Source organism: Streptomyces sp. NPDC052064, from assembly GCF_055585925.1.
This window is the reverse complement of sequence record NZ_JBVJJE010000005.1, coordinates 138,997-154,952: the sequence shown is the minus strand read 5'-3', so window position 1 is coordinate 154,952 and position 15,956 is coordinate 138,997. Positions and strand designations below refer to the sequence as shown.

Annotated in this window: 14 protein-coding genes and 1 pseudogene; 7 read left to right on the top strand and 8 right to left on the bottom strand. The window is 72.8% G+C overall.

Annotated elements, in window-relative coordinates; genetic code table 11:
- Positions 1–28 precede the first annotated feature (28 nt).
- A complete protein-coding gene (locus ACZ6TU_RS15205) occupies positions 29–937 on the top strand; it encodes a polysaccharide pyruvyl transferase family protein (RefSeq protein ID WP_467669713.1) in 909 nt (302 codons plus the stop codon).
- Between the two features lie 107 nt (positions 938–1,044).
- A complete protein-coding gene (locus ACZ6TU_RS15200) occupies positions 1,045–1,365 on the top strand; it encodes a DUF3040 domain-containing protein (RefSeq protein ID WP_467669711.1) in 321 nt (106 codons plus the stop codon).
- A gap of 102 nt (positions 1,366–1,467) precedes the next feature.
- Here the strand turns inward: ACZ6TU_RS15200 and ACZ6TU_RS15195 are convergent, their stop codons facing one another.
- The 3 genes from ACZ6TU_RS15195 to ACZ6TU_RS15185 all read right to left on the bottom strand — a co-directional run bounded on the left by ACZ6TU_RS15195 (position 1,468) and on the right by ACZ6TU_RS15185 (position 4,272).
- Positions 1,468–2,499: a glycosyltransferase family 9 protein gene (locus ACZ6TU_RS15195; RefSeq protein ID WP_469548653.1), complete on the bottom strand. Its 1,032-nt coding sequence runs from the start codon at positions 2,497–2,499 to the stop codon at positions 1,468–1,470.
- Positions 2,500–2,647: 148 nt separating this feature from the next.
- Positions 2,648–3,274 carry a D-glycero-alpha-D-manno-heptose-1,7-bisphosphate 7-phosphatase gene (locus ACZ6TU_RS15190; protein WP_469548651.1) on the bottom strand — a complete coding sequence of 209 codons (627 nt, stop codon included), beginning with the start codon at positions 3,272–3,274 and terminating at the stop codon, positions 2,648–2,650.
- Positions 3,271–4,272, bottom strand: a complete 1,002-nt coding sequence (locus ACZ6TU_RS15185) for a glycosyltransferase (RefSeq protein ID WP_469548649.1) — start codon at positions 4,270–4,272, stop codon at positions 3,271–3,273. The genes ACZ6TU_RS15190 and ACZ6TU_RS15185 overlap by 4 nt, the downstream gene beginning before the upstream one ends.
- A gap of 190 nt (positions 4,273–4,462) precedes the next feature.
- Here ACZ6TU_RS15185 and ACZ6TU_RS15180 point away from each other — a divergent pair.
- The 4 genes and pseudogenes from ACZ6TU_RS15180 to ACZ6TU_RS15165 all read left to right on the top strand — a co-directional run.
- Positions 4,463–4,785, top strand: a pseudogene (locus tag ACZ6TU_RS15180) (polysaccharide deacetylase family protein); the annotation flags it as partial.
- Positions 4,786–4,813: 28 nt separating this feature from the next.
- On the top strand, positions 4,814–5,254 hold the full coding sequence (locus tag ACZ6TU_RS15175) for an SRPBCC family protein (protein WP_467669703.1): 441 nt from the start codon (positions 4,814–4,816) through the stop codon (positions 5,252–5,254).
- Positions 5,255–5,322: 68 nt separating this feature from the next.
- Positions 5,323–6,129: a helix-turn-helix domain-containing protein gene (locus ACZ6TU_RS15170; protein ID WP_469548646.1), complete on the top strand. Its 807-nt coding sequence runs from the start codon at positions 5,323–5,325 to the stop codon at positions 6,127–6,129.
- Between the two features lie 61 nt (positions 6,130–6,190).
- The gene (locus tag ACZ6TU_RS15165) at positions 6,191–7,210 is read left to right on the top strand and encodes a methyltransferase (protein ID WP_469549198.1); all 1,020 of its coding nucleotides are present in this window, start codon (positions 6,191–6,193) and stop codon (positions 7,208–7,210) included.
- Positions 7,211–7,217: 7 nt separating this feature from the next.
- Here the strand turns inward: ACZ6TU_RS15165 and ACZ6TU_RS15160 are convergent, their stop codons facing one another.
- The 5 genes from ACZ6TU_RS15160 to ACZ6TU_RS15140 all read right to left on the bottom strand — a co-directional run bounded on the left by ACZ6TU_RS15160 (position 7,218) and on the right by ACZ6TU_RS15140 (position 13,927).
- On the bottom strand, positions 7,218–8,369 hold the full coding sequence (locus ACZ6TU_RS15160) for an XdhC family protein (RefSeq protein WP_467669699.1): 1,152 nt from the start codon (positions 8,367–8,369) through the stop codon (positions 7,218–7,220).
- Between the two features lie 46 nt (positions 8,370–8,415).
- The gene (locus ACZ6TU_RS15155) at positions 8,416–9,873 is read right to left on the bottom strand and encodes an NCS2 family permease (protein ID WP_467669697.1); all 1,458 of its coding nucleotides are present in this window, start codon (positions 9,871–9,873) and stop codon (positions 8,416–8,418) included.
- A 111-nt stretch (positions 9,874–9,984) separates the two neighbouring features.
- Positions 9,985–12,426 carry a xanthine dehydrogenase family protein molybdopterin-binding subunit gene (locus ACZ6TU_RS15150; RefSeq protein ID WP_469548642.1) on the bottom strand — a complete coding sequence of 814 codons (2,442 nt, stop codon included), beginning with the start codon at positions 12,424–12,426 and terminating at the stop codon, positions 9,985–9,987.
- A gap of 2 nt (positions 12,427–12,428) precedes the next feature.
- Positions 12,429–13,037 carry a (2Fe-2S)-binding protein gene (locus ACZ6TU_RS15145; RefSeq protein ID WP_469548640.1) on the bottom strand — a complete coding sequence of 203 codons (609 nt, stop codon included), beginning with the start codon at positions 13,035–13,037 and terminating at the stop codon, positions 12,429–12,431.
- On the bottom strand, positions 13,037–13,927 hold the full coding sequence (locus tag ACZ6TU_RS15140) for an FAD binding domain-containing protein (protein ID WP_467669691.1): 891 nt from the start codon (positions 13,925–13,927) through the stop codon (positions 13,037–13,039). Before ACZ6TU_RS15140 ends, ACZ6TU_RS15145 begins: the two co-directional genes overlap by 1 nt.
- A 316-nt stretch (positions 13,928–14,243) precedes the next feature.
- Here ACZ6TU_RS15140 and ACZ6TU_RS15135 point away from each other — a divergent pair, with 316 nt between their 5' ends.
- Entirely contained in the window at positions 14,244–15,917 is a 1,674-nt protein-coding gene (locus ACZ6TU_RS15135) for a PucR family transcriptional regulator (protein WP_467669689.1), read from the top strand.
- Positions 15,918–15,956: the final 39 nt, after the last annotated feature.

Sequence of the window (15,956 nt, the reverse complement as noted above, 5' to 3'; positions counted from 1 at the left end):
CTCAGGGCATGTGCACACACAAGACGGCATGCGACCGCGCAGGGTTCTGCTGACCGGGTGGTTCAGCTTCCGGGACGGGGAGGCCACCGCCGGGGACGTGCTGGCCCTGCGCCGGGTCGAGGACGTACTGCTGGGCACGGGCATCCCCTACGACGTCGCCTGGAGTCCCGGCTTCCGTCCGGAGGCACTGCATCTGGACCGGCTGTGGCCGGAGGACTACTCCCACCTGGTGTTCGTGTGCGGCCCGCTGCACGGACCGCAGATCGAGGAGCTGCACCGGCGGTTCGCGCACTGTGTGCGGATCGCCGTCGGCACCTCCGTGATCGACCCCGCCAGCGCGGCCGTGACCGGCTTCCACCGGGTGCTGCCCCGGGACGGGCCGGACAGCGAGCCGGTGGAGGACCTCGCGGCCCGCGCCCCGGACGCGCCCGCCCGGCCGGTCGTGGGGGTGATCCTCACGCACGGGCAGCACGAGTACGGAGAGCTGCGGCGGCACGGGCAGGTCGCCGAGGAGGTGACGCGCTGGCTGGCCGGGAAGGACTGCGGCCGGCTGGAGCTGGAGACGCGGCTCGACACGCACGACTGGCATCTCAGTGCCACGCCCGCGCAGCTCCAGTCCGTGCTGGCCCGGCTGGACCTCGTCGTCACCGACCGGCTGCACGGGCTGGTCATCGCGCTGCGGGTCGGCACCCCGGTGCTGGCCGTCGACCCCGTCACCGGCGGCGCGAAGGTGACCGCACAGGCCCGGGCCTGCGGCTGGCCCGCGCTGGTGCCCGCCGAGCGGCTGGACGTGCAGCAGTTGGACCGCTGGTGGGACTGGTGTCTGACCGGCGGCCGGGTGAGCGCCCGGCAGATCCGGGACGGGTTCCGTGAGGGCACCGTGCCGGACAGCGCGGACCGGCTCGTCGAGGCGCTGGCGCGGCCGGTCCCCGGTTAACTCCGGGACCTCACGGGGCACCCGCTTCCACATCCCCGCTGTAAGTCCTCCGCCGCACGTCCCCCTCGGGACGCAAGACGGTCCGGCCGCCCGGAAGGAGAAAGCGCGTGTCCATCGGCCGACTTCCCGAGAACGAGCAGCGCATCCTCGACGAGATGGAACGCGCGCTGCGCCGCGACCGCCGCCTCGACCGCCGACTGCGCACCCTGCGACTGAGCCGCCGTCCCGACCCGGGCCGGATGCTGGCCCGCCTCGGCTCCTACCGCCCCCGCGTCTGGACCGTGGCGGTCCTGCTCGCGGTGTCGGTCGGGCTGATGGTGGCCGGGATCGCCACCTCCGAGCCGGGTGTGATCTGGGCGTTCGCCGTCATATGGCCGCCGACGCTGTTCGCCGTGTTCCGGCTGATGTGCCGGTGGTGCGGGGGCTGAGCGTCCGCCGCTGACCCGACGACCGGATCCGCATCTGCCGGGCCTGACGATGCCGGCGGGCGTGGCGTCCGGGCTCGGATGGTCATCGTGCGGGACCCCTCCTCACAGCTGTCGGGTGCCGGGCAGTTCGTCGACGGCGCGCAGGACGTCGTCGGGGGTGATGCGCAGCAGCGCGGGGTCCGGGCGGCGGCCGTGCGGGTCGCCCTCCCGGCCGTACCACAGGGCACGGTGGCGCGGGAGGGGCGGCGGGCCCCAGCGGCTCGGTGCGACCGGGCCGCAGAGGGTGACGGAGCGCGTGGCGTGGGCGGCCGCGAGGTGGGCGATGCCGGTGTCACCGCTGATCACGGCGTACGCGTCGGCGACGAGGGCGGACAGCCGGCCGAACGGGAGGCCCCCGCCGAACACGTCGGTGTCGGGCAGGCCTGCCTGCTTGGCGAGCCGGGCCACGAGGTCGCTCTCGCCCGCGCCGCCGGTCACGACGACCCGCAGGCCCCGGGCGCGCAGCCCGTTGGCGACGGCCGCGTACCGCTCGACGGGCCAGCAGCGGGCGGGTGACCCGGCGCCGGGATGCAGTACGACCGCGCCGGGTGCCGGGGAGGCGGTGCGCGGGCGGGGCAGGCACAGGTCGCCGGGGTCGGCGTCGATGCCGTACGCCTGGAGCAGCCGACACCACCGGTCTCGTTCGTGTTCCTCCGAGCACCAGGGCGGACCGTCGATCTCGGGCATGTCCGGGTGGGCGAAGGCGAGCAGCTTCAGCGGGCGCAGCCCCATGAGGAGCCGGTGGCTGGGCGGTCCGTTGCCGTGCAGGTCGACGGCGACGTCCGGCGGCGGACCGCTCCAGTCGAGCGCACGCGGCACGCCCCGCCCCGGCGCGGAGGCGGGCAGCAGCCGGTCCACCGCCCCCGTCGCCTCCGCGACGGGCTCCAGCTCGGCGGGCGCGGCCAGTACGAGCTCGTGCCGGGGGTAGGCCCGCCGCAGGGCGCGCAAGGCGGGGACGCAGGCGAGGAGGTCGCCCAGGCCCAGGGCGCGGAGGACGAGGAGGCGGGGTGTCGTCGGTGCCCCGGGCGCCCTGTCCGCTGCCTTCGCCGTCCTGCCCGCATCCGTCCCTGTCTTCGCTGTCCGGTCCTGTGCCATGCCAGCAGACTGCCGCGTTCCCCCTGCCTCCGCCCCCGCAGCCGCGCTCATCGGGTGCCGTGCCGGCACCTACCTCGTACGGACGGTCGTCGTGCCGGGAGGTCGGCGGCCTCGCACGTCGCCGAAGCTGTCGAGACGCGTGAGGAGGTCACGCGCCCCTCCCCTGCCCCGGACCGGCCGTGTAGGCCTCCTGGATGGGGCGTTCGTCGGCGAGGACGCGGCCCTTGGGCGGTCCGTCCAGTACGGCCCGGACGGCGGTCAGCAGGTCCGGGGCGACGTGGTCGGCGTCCGCGGTCTCCTCGGGGCGGGTCTGCGCGGTGGGGACGAGGATGCCGTGGGCGCCGGCGCGGCGGGCGGCCTCCACGTCGGCGCCGGTGTCGCCGATGACGACGAGGTCGGCGGGGTGGGTGCAGATCCGGCCTGCCGCCCACAGCACCATGCCGGGCTGGGGCTTGCGGCAGTGGCAGCCGTCGTCGGGGCCGTGCGGGCAGACGGCGAACACCTCGAAGGGGCCGAGGAGTTCGTCGACGCGGTGGTTGACGCGGCGGACGTCGGCGTCGGTGAGCAGTCCACGCGCGACACCGGACTGGTCGGTGACGACGCCGGTGCGGATGCCGCGTGCGCGCAGCAGGTCGAGCGCCTCACGGGCGCCCTCGACGGGGCGTACGCGGTCGGGGTCGGCGTTGTAGGGGACGTCCTCGACGAGGATGCCGTCGCGGTCGGACAGCACGGCCTTCACCGGGTTCGCCGGGTCCGGGGGACTCGTGGGGTTCACTGGGCCACCTCCTCCTGCCAGGCGCGGGCATGGCGGTAGCGCAAGGCGCCGGTCAGCCGGTGCCAGGTCGCGGCGGGCGGGATGAGCACGCTGGTCGCCAGCATCGTCGTCACCTCGTCGCGGGTGCGCGGGCCGGGCGCGATGCGGGCCCGGGCGAACTCCGCCGTGCCGGCCGCCCAGCCGAGCGCGCAGGCCGCGGCGGCCCGGCCGTGTCCGGCGGCGGCGAGGGCGCACGCGGCGACGCCCGCGGTGGTGATCGCCGCGTGCTTGCGGATCCGGCCGCGCGGCGCGACCGCCTTGTCCCACCAGTCGGGCCCGTGCAGATGCCGCATGAGGGCGTCGTCGGCGTTGCCGCGCTGCTGGCGCACGGACACCCAGCGGGAGGCGGGGCGCACGGGGTGGCGGGTGGTGCGGCGGCCCTGCCGGATGCGCCAGCCCGAGTCGAGAACGCGCAGCGCGAGGTCGGCATCCTCGCGGAAGGCGCGTTGGAAGCGTTCGTCGAAGCCGCCGACCTGCTTGAGCGCCTCGGTGCGGTAGGCCATGTCGGCGGTGATCCAGTGGGCGCGGGCGAGTCCCGCGGTGCCGCGTTCCCAGTCGGTGGGGCGGCGTTCGCCGGGCAGCGGGACGGCGATGACGCCCTGGACGCCCGCGATGTCGGGGGACGCCTCGGCGAGGTCCTGGGTCAGTTGGTCGCACCAGTGTGGCCCGATCTGGACGTCGTCGTCGAGGAACACGGTCCATGGCGCGGTCACGGCCCGCAGCCCGGTGTTGCGGGCGGCGGCGGGCCCGCGTCCGCCCCCGGTGAGCACGGTGGTGCGCTCCCGCAGGTCGCCGAGGACGCTCAACGGGTGCTCCAGCTTTCCCGGTTCGGGGTCGGGCCGGTCGTCGACGAGGACGATCTCCTCGGGGCGCGGCCCGGTCGCGGCGGCGAGCGCGGCGAGACAGTCGGCGAGGGTGTCCCGTACGAGGGTGGGGATGACGACTGCGTACGAGGTCATGCTGCTGCCCTTTCTGGCAGCGCCTGTGCGGCGAGTGCTGCGGCCGGGTCGTGGAACAGGGCGTCGATACCAGGGAAGCGCATGTCCTCCGTCCCGAGCTGTGTGGCGTACCTCCGGCTTCTCGCGGGTGCCGTGGTGCGGCTGTCTCAAACACTTGGAGACGACTCACTGCCCAGCGGGTCCCGGGTAAGGAGTCCGAAAACCGCTGATGCGCCCGCCGCAGGGCCGCACCGACGACACCGTCCACGAGATCTGCCGCGAGCTGGGCCTCGCCGAGGTGCTGTGGACCGTGACGGCGAAGGACTACAAGACGACCGACTCGGCCCTGATCACCCGCCGCGTCCTGGCCCAGGCCTCCCGGGACGGGATCATCCTGCTGCACGACATCCACGACGGCACGGTGCCGGCCGTGCCGGGGATCACCGACGCGCTGAACGAAGGGGCTATGTGTTCGTGACGGTGCCGCAGTCACTGGCACCCGGGAAGGCGGAGCCGGGGAAGGTGTACCGATAACTCGCCGTCGGTTCCCTACGATCGTGTCGTGGTGAACATCCTGCTCGAACGCACGGTCCCGCTTCCCCTCGACGAGGCGTGGCGGCGGATCACGCTGTGGCCGCGGCACGGTGAGGTTGTGCCGCTGACGGCGGTCAGGGTGGATCCGCCCGGGCCGACCCGCGTGGGCACGGTGATCATGGCCCGCTCGGGTGTCGGGCCGCTGTCCTTCGACGACCCGATGGAGGTCACGGTGTGGCAGCCGCCTCAGGACGGGGCGCCGGGGATGTGCCGTCTGGAGAAGCGGGGCCGGGTGGTGCTGGGCTGGGCGGAGCTGGAAGTGCGGCCGGGGCCCGGGGGGCGTACCCGTGTGGTCTGGCGGGAGGAGATCCGGGTCCGGCTGCTGCCGTCGCTCTTCGACGGCGTACTGCGGCCCTCGGCGCGGTACGTGTTCGGCCGCGCGCTGAACCGTTTGCTCAGACGTCCGTGACACCCCGGCGGCCGCCGGGTGGAACTTTTGTCCAAGACAGGAGCGGCCGAGTCGGCGACCGTGGAGGCATGCGCAGTTACGAAGCGGAGCGCGAGCCCGGCTGGGACGTCGTCCTCCCCCGCGACGGCATGTCACTCGACGGTGTCCGGATGGCCGGTTTCCGTGAACGGGCCGCCGCCGGGCTGGACTTGCGAGTGCTCCCGCAGCCGGCGGTGGTCGTCGTCATCGGGCTCGGGGAGAGCCCGTTCTCGGTGGAAAGTGCCCACGGGCGCCATGACTTGTCGAGCTTCGCCGCCGCGCTGTCGCCCGGCCCGGCCCGGGTCCGCGCCGAGGGCGTCGAGTGCGTCGAGATGCGCCTGTCGCCCCGGGCCGCCTATGCGCTGCTGGGCGTCTCCCCGCGTGAGCTGGACGGGTCCGTCACCGGCCTGGAGGGCCTCTGGGGTCGGGACGAGCGACAGCTGCGGGAGCGGCTGACCGACGCCCCGACCTGGCAGGAACGGCTCACGCTGGTCGACGAGTTCCTCGCGGAACGGGCCGCGCGGGCACCGGCGATGACGCCCGAGGTCGCCGCCGTCTGGGACACCATCGTGGCCCGCCGGGGCCGGGTACGGGTCGGCGAACTGGCCGACGCCTGCGGCTGGAGCCGCAAGCGGCTGTGGTCCCGGTTCAGCGACCAGATCGGCCTCACCCCGAAACGCGCCGCCATGCTGGTCCGCTTCGACCACGCCGCCCGCGCACTCACCGCGGGCGGGAACGCCGCCGACGTCGCACTTGCCTGCGGCTACGTCGACCAGCCCCATCTCCATCGCGACGTACTGGCGTTCGCGGGCTGCACGCCCACCGCCCTGGCCGGCAGGGCTACTTCCGCCGGCTGACCGGACGAAACCACGTAGGAGAGGAAGACCTGTGGCGAACACCCATGCCCTGGCACCGGACATGGCCGACCGCGACCTGCTCGTACGGCTCGTCTTCGGCGGCATGGCCGCGCAGACCGTGCGCGCGGCCGTCCGGCTGAGGATCGTCGAGCTGATCGGCGACACACCACGCCCGGCAGCCGACGTCGCCGTCGACGCCGGGGCCGAACCCCAGCCCATGACCCGGCTGCTGCGCGCCCTGGCGGGCCTCGGCCTGCTGCGGGAACACAGCTTCGGCACCTTCTCGGTGGCCCCCGCGGGCTTACTTCTCGACCCGGGCCGCCCCGGCTCACTCACCTCCTTCGTGCGGATGTTCACCGACCCGGCGATCATCCGCGCCTGGGAGCACCTGGACGACAGCGTCCGCACCGGCGACATCGCGTTCGACACCTTCTTCGACACGGACTTCTTCAGCCACCTCGCCCGGCAACCGGAGCTCTCCGCGGAGTTCAACGCGGCGATGAGCCAGGCCACCGCGGAGACTGCCGCCGCGCTGCCGCACTCCTTCGACTTCGGCCGGTTCGGCACGGTCACGGACGTCGGCGGCGGAGACGGCACGCTCCTGGCCGCCGTACTCGCCGCCTTCCCCGGCCTCACCGGCGTCGTCCACGACACGAGCGAGGGGCTCGCCCAGGCGCCGGAGAACCTGCGGCGGCACGGGCTCACGGACCGCTGCTCCCTGGTCGCCGGGGACTTCTTCCGGTCGGTGCCCGAGGGTTCGGACCTCTACCTGATGAAGAGCATCCTGCACGACTGGCCGGACGACCGGGCGGTCACGATCCTGCGCCACTGCCGCGCCGTACTGCCGCCCGGCGGACGAGTCCTGATCCTGGAACCGGTGCTGCCCGAGGTCGCCGGGGCCGACGGTGACGGGAGCACGTATCTCAGCGACCTCAACATGCTGGTGAACGTGGGCGGCAGGGAGCGCACCCGCAAGGACTTCGAGGACCTGTGCGAGGCCGCCGGCCTCTCCCTCACCTCCGTCACCCCGCTCCCGGAGGCCGAGCCGTTCTCCCTCCTGGAGGCCGCGGCGGCTGGCTGACGCAGTGTCAGGCAACCGACCCGATCCGCCCCACCGCCTTCGACTCCGGCTCGTGGTGGATCGGCGTGTGGGCCCCGGTCAGCGAGACCCCGCTGCCGCCGCGCCGGGCGGCGACGATCTCCGACGCGATCGACAGGGCCGTCTCCTCGGGCGTACGGGCCCCGAGGTCCAGGCCGATCGGGGAGCGCAGCCGGCTCAGTTCCAGCTCCGTGACGCCGACTTCACGCAGGCGGGCGTTGCGGTCCAGGTGGGTGCGCCGGGAGCCCATGGCACCGACGTACGCCACCGGCAGGCGCAGCGCCAGCTGCAGCAGGGGCACGTCGAACTTGGCGTCGTGGGTCAGCACGCACAGGACCGTGCGGGCGTCGACGTCCGTGCGCTCCAGGTAGCGGTGGGGCCAGTCGACGACGATCTCGTCGGCCTCCGGGAAGCGCGCCCGGGTCGCGAAGACGGGGCGCGCGTCGCACACCGTGACGTGGTAGCCGAGGAACTTGCCGACGCGGACCAGGGCCGAGGCGAAGTCGATCGCGCCGAAGACGATCATCCGGGGAGGGGGGACGGATGACTCGACCAGGAGCGTGAGCGGTGCTCCGCAGCGTGAGCCCTGCTCTCCGATCTCCAGGGTGCCGGTGCGGCCGGCGTCCAGGAAGGCGCCCGCCTCGGCGGCGACCGTGCGGTCCAGTTCCGGGTGGCCGCCGAAGCCGCCGTCGCAGGAGCCGTCGGGACGGACCAGCAGGGCCCGGCCCGTCAGTTCGCGCGGGCCCGACACGATCCGCGCCACCGCCGCCGCCTCCCCATGCGCGGCGGCGGTGAGCGCGGACGCGACCACCGGGCGGACCGGATCGCCGGCCCGGACCGGGGCGACCAGGATGTCGATGACGCCGCCGCAGGTCAGGCCCACGGCGAAGGCGTCGTCGTCGCTGTAGCCGAAGCGCTCCAGGACGGTTTCGCCGTCCCGCAGCGCCTGCTCGCACAGTTCGTAGACCGCGCCCTCCACGCAGCCGCCGGAGACCGAGCCGATCGCCGTGCCCTCGGCGTCCACCGCGAGCGCGGCACCGGGCTGCCTGGGCGCGCTGCCGCCGACGGCCACCACGGTGGCCACGGCGAAGTCACGGCCCTGCTCGACCCACCGGTTCAGCTCCTCGGCGATGTCCAGCATCTGTCTCGGTCTCCTTGGGGTTGCGGCGAAAAGGCTGCGAGGGGCGTCAGTGGACGTCCAGCCAGCTCTCGATCGGGTTGAGGGCGAAGTAGACGAGGAACACCGCCGTCAGGATCCACATGAAGGCGCCGATCTCGCGCACCTTGCCCTGGGCGGTCTTGATGGCGACGTAGGAGATGACGCCCGCGGCGACACCGGTGGTGATGGTGTACGTGAACGGCATCAGGACGACCGTCAGGAACACCGGGACGGCGGTGGCCCGGTCGGCCCAGTCCACGTGCCGGGCGTTCATCAGCATCATCGCGCCGATGACGACGAGGGCGGCGGACGCGACCTCCTGCGGCACGATCGCCGTGAGCGGCGTGAAGAACAGGCAGGCCGCGAAGAACAGGCCGGTGACGACCGAGGCGAGGCCGGTGCGCGCGCCCTCGCCGACGCCTGTGGCCGACTCGATGAACACCGTCTGGCCCGAGCCGCCGGACACACCGCCGATCGCGCCGCCGGCCCCGTCGATGAACAGCGCCTTCGACAGGCCCGGCATCCGGCCCTTGTCGTCGGCGAGCTTCGCCTCGGTGCCGACGCCGATGATGGTCGCCATCGCGTCGAAGAACCCGGCCAGCACCAGAGTGAAGACGATCATGCCGACGGTCATCGCGCCGACCTCGCCCCAGCCGCCGAACTCCACGTCCCCGAAGAGCGAGAAGTCGGGCATGGACACCGCGCCGCCGTGCAGCTCGGGGGCCCCGGCGGCCCACTGCTTGGGGGCGATGACGCCGGCGGCGTTCAGGATCGCGGCGACGACCGTGCCGCTGACGATGCCGATGAGGATGGCGCCGGGGATGTTCCGGGCCTGGAGCATGAAGATCAGCAGCAGGGTGCCGGCGAAGAGCAGCACCGGCCAGCCGGCCAGTTCGCCCGCCGGGCCGAGCGTGACGGGAGTGGCCTTCCCCTGGTGCACGAAGCCGGACTTGTAGAAGCCGATGAGGGCGATGAACAGGCCGATGCCCATGGTGATGCCGTGCTTGAGCGCGAGCGGGATCGCGTTCATGATCATCTCGCGCAGGCCGGTGACGACCAGCAGCATGATGATCACGCCGTACATCACGCACATGCCCATCGCCTGCGGCCAGGTCATCTCGGGCGCGACCTGGGAGGCGAGGACTCCGGAGACGGACAGACCCGCGGCGAGGGCGAGCGGCACCTTGCCGACGAGACCCATCAGCAGGGTGGTGAGGGCCGCCGCGAACGCGGTCGCGGTGATCAGGCCCTGCTGCGCGAGGGTGTTCCCCGCCGCGTCCTTGCCGGACAGGATCAGGGGGTTGAGCAGGAGGATGTACGCCATCGCCATGAAGGTGGTGACGCCGCCGCGCACTTCGCGCGCGACCGTGGACCCTCTGTGGGATATGTGGAAGTACCGGTCGAGCCAGGACCGTCCGGCCGGGACGCGGGTGCCTTCGCCCGCGTCTTCGGCTGTGGTCCTCGGCTCCAGTGACTGCTGGGTCATGTGGGCCTACTCCCAAGTTTCATAGGGGGTTGGGATGCACGACCCGGGGGACGGCCCGAGACGAACGAAGGGGGTCCGGGGGACGCGGTCCCCCGGACGGAGCTCTCCTGCTCAGGCCTCGGAGAGTGACGTACCCGTCAGGTGCTCGGGCCGTACCGGAGTCCGGTTCAGCTCGAGCCCGGTCGCGTTCCGGATGGCCGCGAGGACGGCCGGGGTCGACGACAGGGTGGGTGCCTCGCCGATGCCGCGCAGCCCGTACGGGGCGTGCTCGTCGGCGAGTTCGAGGACGTCGACCGGGATGGTCGGCGTGTCGAGGATGGTCGGGATCAGGTAGTCCGTGAAGGAGGGGTTCTTCACCTTCGCCGTCTTGGGGTCGACGATGATCTCCTCCATGACCGCCATGCCCAGGCCCTGCGTGGTGCCGCCCTGGATCTGGCCGAGCACGGACAGCGGGTTGAGCGCCTTGCCGACGTCCTGGGCGCAGGCCAGCTCGATGACCTTCACCAGGCCGAGCTCGGTGTCGACCTCGACGACGGCGCGGTGCGCGGCGAAGGAGTACTGGACGTGCCCGTTGCCCTGGCCGGTGCGCAGGTCGAAGGGCTCGGTCGGGCGGTGCCGCCACTCCTCCTCGACCTCGACGGCGTCCTCGCCGAGGACGTCCGCCAGGTCGGCCAGCACCTCGCCACCGTCGGTGACGACCTTGCCGCCCTCCAGGAGCAGTTCGGCCGTGGCCCAGGCCGGGTGGTACGACCCGAACTTGCGGCGGCCGATCTCCAGCACCTTCTCGCGGACCAGCTCACAGGCGTTCTTCACGGCGCCACCGGTGACGTACGTCTGCCGGGAGGCCGACGTCGAACCGGCGCTGCCCACCTGCGTGTCGGCCGGGTTGATGGTCACCTGCGTGACGCCCAGCTCGGTGCGGGCGATCTGCGCGTGGACCGTCACACCGCCCTGCCCGACCTCGGCCATGGCCGTGTGGACGGTGACGACGGGCTCTCCGCCCACGACCTCCATCCGGACCTTCGCGGTCGAGTAGTCGTCGAACCCCTCGGAGAAGCCCACGTTCTTGATGCCGACCGCGTAGCCGACACCGCGGACGACGCCTTCGCCGTGCGTGGTGTTGGACAGGCCGCCCGGCAGCTCCCGTAGGTCGGCGCCCTCGCTGCTCTCCCACTGGCGCTCCGGCGGCATCGGCATCGCCTTGACGCGGCGCAGGAGTTCGGCGACCGGGGCCGGCGAGTCGACCGGCTGCCCGGTCGGCATGAGCGTGCCCTGCTCCATGGCGTTGAGCTGCCGGAACTCCACCGGGTCCATGCCGAGCTTCTTCGCCAGCTTGTCCATCTGCGCCTCGTAGGCGAAGCACGCCTGGACCGCGCCGAAGCCGCGCATGGCGCCGCAGGGCGGGTTGTTGGTGTAGAGGGCGATGGCCTCGATGTCCACGTCGTCGATCACGTACGGGCCGACGGACAGGGAGGAGGCGTTGCCGACGACGGCCGGGGAGGCGGAGGCGTAGGCGCCGCCGTCCAGGACGATCCGGCACTTCATGTGCGTGAGCTTGCCGTCCTTGGTGGCGCCGTGCTCGTAGTAGAGCTTCGCGGGGTGGCGGTGGACGTGCCCGAAGAAGGACTCGAACCGGTTGTAGACGATCTTGACCGGCTTGCCCGTGCGCAGGGCCAGCAGGCAGGCGTGGATCTGCATCGACAGGTCCTCGCGACCGCCGAACGCGCCGCCGACGCCGGACAGCGTCATCCGCACCTTGTCCTCGGGCAGGCCGAGCACGGGCGCGATCTGGCGCAGGTCGCTGTGCAGCCACTGGGTGGCGATGTAGAGGTGGACGCCGCCGTCCTCCTCGGGCACGGCGAGGCCGGACTCGGGGCCGAGGAAGGCCTGGTCCTGCATGCCGAAGGTGTACTCGCCCTCGACGATCACGTCCGCCCGCTTGCGGGCCGCCTCCACGTCCCCGCGGACGATCGGCTGGCGGTGGACGATGTTGGGGTGCGGGACGTGGCCGGCGATGGGGGTCCCCCCTGGACCGGAGCCTGCCGGAGGTCCTTGGGGGAGGTCGTCGCGGCCCTCGTGGACGAGGATCGCGTCCGGCGCGGTCGCGGAGGCCTCGTCGGTGATGACGGGCAGTTCGCGGTAGTCGACCCTGATCTTCGCGGCGGCGCGGCGCGCGGTCTCCGGGTGGTCGGCGGCGACGATCGCGACCGGCTCGCCGTGGTGGCGGACCTTGCCGTGGGCGAGGACCGGGGTGTCCTGGATCTCCAGCCCGTAGTTCTTCACGTCCGTGGGCAGGTCGTCGTACGTCAGCACCGCGTAGACGCCCGGCAGGGCCAGGGCCTCGCTCGTGTCGATGGACACGATCTCGGCGTGGGCGACGGTCGACCGGAGGATCTGGCCCCAGAGCATGTCCTCGTGCCACATGTCGGACGAGTACGCGAACTCTCCGGTGACCTTGAGGGTGCCGTCCGGGCGGAGCGTGGACTCGCCGATGCCGCCCTTGGTGTGCGACCCCTGGGTGATCTTGGTGGGCGTTCCGTTGGGGGAAGACATGATCAGACCGCCTCTCCCTGCCGGGCGGCCGCCAGGCGGACCGCGTCCATGATCTTCTCGTAGCCGGTGCAGCGGCACAGGTTGCCCGACAGGGCCTCGCGGATGTCCGCGTCGGTCGGGGTCGGGTTGCGCTCCAGCATCTCGTCTGCTGCGACCAGGAGACCGGGCGTGCAGAAGCCGCACTGGACGGCGCCGGCGTCGATGAACGCCTGCTGGATCGGGGAGAGCTCGGTGCCCTCGCCGGTCTGCGAGTCGGTGCCCTTCGCCTCTCTCCCCCAGGCTTCGCCCGGGGGGACCCCCAGCTGGGCGTTCTGGAGCGGTGTACCGCAAGCGCCGGTCGCGCAGCCGCCCTCGGCGCGCTGCTTGGCGTAGTCCGCGAGCCCCTCGACGGTGACGACCTCACGGCCCTCCACCTGCCCGGCGGCGACCAGGCACGAGCACACCGGCACACCGTCCAGCCGGACCGTGCACGACCCGCACTCGCCCTGCTCACAGGCATTCTTCGAACCCGGCAGGCCGAGCCGTTCCCTCAGCACGTACAGCAGGGACTCGCCCTCCCACACGTCGTCGGCTTCCTGCGGACGGCCGTTGACCGTGAAGTTGACGCGCATTACGCAGCTCCCTCGGTGGTGCGGCGGGCGCCGCGGTAGGACTCCCAGGTCCAGGTCAGCGTGCGGCGGGCCATGACGCCGACCGCGTGGCGGCGGTAGCTCGCGGTGCCCCGGACGTCGTCGATCGGGTTGCATGCGGCGGAGCACAGGTCCGCGAACTGCTTGGCGACGGACGGGGCGATGATCTTCCCGTTGTCCCAGAAGCCGCCCTCCTCGAGAGCGGCGTTCAGGAACTCCTCGGCGGCCTTGGCCCGAACGGGGGTCGGAGCCGCCGAACCGATGCCGGTCCGCACGGTTCGCGTCTCGGGGTGCAGCGCGAGCCCGAAGGCGCACACGGCGATGACCATCGCGTTCCTGGTCCCCACCTTGGAGAACTGCTGCGGCCCGTCGGCCTTCTTCACGTGCACGGCCCGGATCAGCTCGTCGGGGGCCAGCGCGTTGCGCTTGACGCCCGTGTAGAACTCGTCGATGGGGATACGACGCGATCCGCGCACCGACTCGACCTCGACCTCGGCACCCGCGGCGAGCAGGGCGGGGTGGGCGTCGCCGGCCGGGGAGGCGGTGCCGAGGTTGCCGCCGACGCCGCCGCGGTTGCGGATCTGCGGGGAGGCGACCGTGTGCGAGGCCAGGGCGAGCCCCGGCAGCTCGGCGCGCAGGTTCTCCATGATCGTCGTGTACGGCACGGAGGCACCCAGCCGCACGCTCTCCTCGCCGACCTCCCACTCGGAGAGGTCGCCGACGCGGTTCAGGTCCATGAGGTACTCGGGCCGGCGGTGGTCGAAGTTGATCTCGACCATCACGTCGGTGCCACCCGCGATCGGCACAGCGGTGGGGTGCTCGGCTTTCGCGGCGAGCGCCTCCTCCCAGCTGGCGGGGCGAAGGAAGTCCATGACCGGCTCTCTTCTTCGTCTTCTTGTGGGGCGTTCAGATTGAGCCAATCCGTGTGCGGCGGTCCCGGCTCGTTCATGTGCTGTCAACGTGTAGTGGAGTCAGTACACAGGCCGGTGCTCCGGCGGGGTCAGTCACGGAAACCATGAAGGAGTTGGCTGGCCAGGACAGGCATCTTGTAGATTCGTATGAACGGAGGCCATCAGAAACCTCCTCGTTTTCCTGTGGAAACGCGCGACACAGCCGCGTGACCTGGGACACAGCCAGGACCGGCAAGATCCACCATGGATTTCGAGACAAAGAACGGCGGCGACGAGAATGCGGCTGCGCGCACTGCTGGACACCGACGCGCTGGGCCTCAAGCTGCTCGGCGGTGAGGACGAGCTGGACCGCACCGTGCGCGGTGTGATGACCACCGATCTGCGCGACCCCAGCCGCTACCTCTCGGGCGGCGAGCTGGTGCTCACCGGCCTGGCGTGGCGCCGGGACGCCACGGACTCGGAGCCGTTCGTCCGGATCCTGGTGCAGGAGGGAGTCACGGCCCTCGCCGCGGGCGAGGCCGAACTCGGAGACGTACCGGACGACCTGGTCGCGGCCTGCGCCCGTCACCGTCTCCCGCTCTTCGCGGTGCACGAGTCGGTGGCGTTCGCGACGATCACCGAGCACGTCGTACGGCAGGTCTCCGGTGAGCGCGCCGGAGACCTCGCGGCCGTGGTCGACCGGCACCGCCGGATGATGACCTCGGGCCCGGCGGGCGGCGGCCCCGACGTGGTCCTGGACCTCCTGGGCTCGGACCTGGACCTGCGCGCCTGGGTCCTCTCCCCCACCGGCCGCCTGATCGCGGGCCCGAAGACGTCGGGCCCCGCCCTCCCCGCCGAGGCCTGCGGCCGGCTGGCGGCGGAACACCTGACCGCCACCCGCACGGGCCGCCGCGCCCCGCACCGCGTCCTCCTGGGCGGCACCACCTACTCCCTCTTCCCGATCCGCTCGACGGGCCGCTCCCCGCAGACCGCCCGGGACGCCCGCGAGACCGTACTGTCCGACTGGCTGCTGGCCGTCGAGGCGGACGCCGGGGACTGGGCGGAGGAGCGCCTCGACCTGCTGTACGGCGTCACGCAGCTGATCGCGGTCGAGCGGGACCGCCGCGACGCCGCCCGTACGGTCCGCCGCCGCCTCGCCCAGGAGGTCCTGGAGCTCGTCCAGACGGGCGCGGCCCCCGCCGAGATCGCCGCCCGCCTCCGGGTGGCCGCCCCGGTCCTGCTGCCCGGCCTCGGCGCCGCGCCGCACTGGCAGGTGGTCGTGGCCCGCGTCGACTGGGACGGCGCCGAGATCGAGGGCGGCCCGGCCGCCCAGGCGCTGCTGGAGGAGATCCTCGTCGACCCCCTGTCGGCGGGCCCGGAGCCCTCCGACCGCATCGCCGTGGCCCACACGGGCGACGAGGCCATCGCCCTCGTCCCGCTCCCCGCCGTCTCGACGGAGCACGACGGCTCCGAGACCGGCGTCCTCGCCGACGCGCTCCTGGAGTCCGTACGGGACCCCCTGACGGCCGGCCTGAACGACGACGGCCGCCTCACGCTGGGCGTCAGCGCGGCCGTGCACTCGGCGGAGGGCCTGCGCGGCGCCCTGGAGGAGGCCCGCCACGCCCGCCGGGTGGCGGCGGCCCGCCCGGGCCGGGTCTGCGCGGCGGGCCACCAGGAACTGGCCTCCCACGTCCTCCTCCTGCCCTTCGTCCCGGACGACGTCCGCCGCGCCTTCACGGCCCGCCTCCTGGACCCCCTCCGGGACTACGACCGCCGCCACAGAGCCGAACTGATCCCCACCCTGGAGGCCTTCCTGGACTGCGACGGCTCCTGGACCCGCTGCGCCACCCGACTCCACCTCCACGTCAACACGCTGCGCTACCGGGTGGGCCGCATCGAGCAGTTGACGAGCCGTGATCTGTCGCGCCTGGAGGACAAGCTCGACTTCTTCCTGGCGCTGCGGATGAGCTGAGGCGCGGGGTGTCCCGGCCGAACACGGGGCGCCCCGGAG

What these genes read in the sequence shown, in the direction of transcription:
- ACZ6TU_RS15185 (WP_469548649.1), bottom strand. Translation starts at nt 4,272, where the DNA reads ATGACCTCGTACGCAGTCGTCATCCCCACCCTCGTACGGGACACCCTC.
- ACZ6TU_RS15205 (WP_467669713.1), top strand. Translation starts at nt 29, where the DNA reads ATGCGACCGCGCAGGGTTCTGCTGACCGGGTGGTTCAGCTTCCGGGAC.
- ACZ6TU_RS15160 (WP_467669699.1), bottom strand. Translation starts at nt 8,369, where the DNA reads ATGCTGGACATCGCCGAGGAGCTGAACCGGTGGGTCGAGCAGGGCCGT.
- ACZ6TU_RS15145 (WP_469548640.1), bottom strand. Translation starts at nt 13,037, where the DNA reads ATGCGCGTCAACTTCACGGTCAACGGCCGTCCGCAGGAAGCCGACGAC.
- ACZ6TU_RS15165 (WP_469549198.1), top strand. Translation starts at nt 6,191, where the DNA reads ATGGCCGACCGCGACCTGCTCGTACGGCTCGTCTTCGGCGGCATGGCC.
- ACZ6TU_RS15155 (WP_467669697.1), bottom strand. Translation starts at nt 9,873, where the DNA reads ATGACCCAGCAGTCACTGGAGCCGAGGACCACAGCCGAAGACGCGGGC.
- ACZ6TU_RS15140 (WP_467669691.1), bottom strand. Translation starts at nt 13,927, where the DNA reads ATGGACTTCCTTCGCCCCGCCAGCTGGGAGGAGGCGCTCGCCGCGAAA.
- ACZ6TU_RS15135 (WP_467669689.1), top strand. Translation starts at nt 14,244, where the DNA reads ATGCGGCTGCGCGCACTGCTGGACACCGACGCGCTGGGCCTCAAGCTG.
- ACZ6TU_RS15170 (WP_469548646.1), top strand. Translation starts at nt 5,323, where the DNA reads ATGCGCAGTTACGAAGCGGAGCGCGAGCCCGGCTGGGACGTCGTCCTC.
- ACZ6TU_RS15195 (WP_469548653.1), bottom strand. Translation starts at nt 2,499, where the DNA reads ATGGCACAGGACCGGACAGCGAAGACAGGGACGGATGCGGGCAGGACG.
- ACZ6TU_RS15150 (WP_469548642.1), bottom strand. Translation starts at nt 12,426, where the DNA reads ATGTCTTCCCCCAACGGAACGCCCACCAAGATCACCCAGGGGTCGCAC.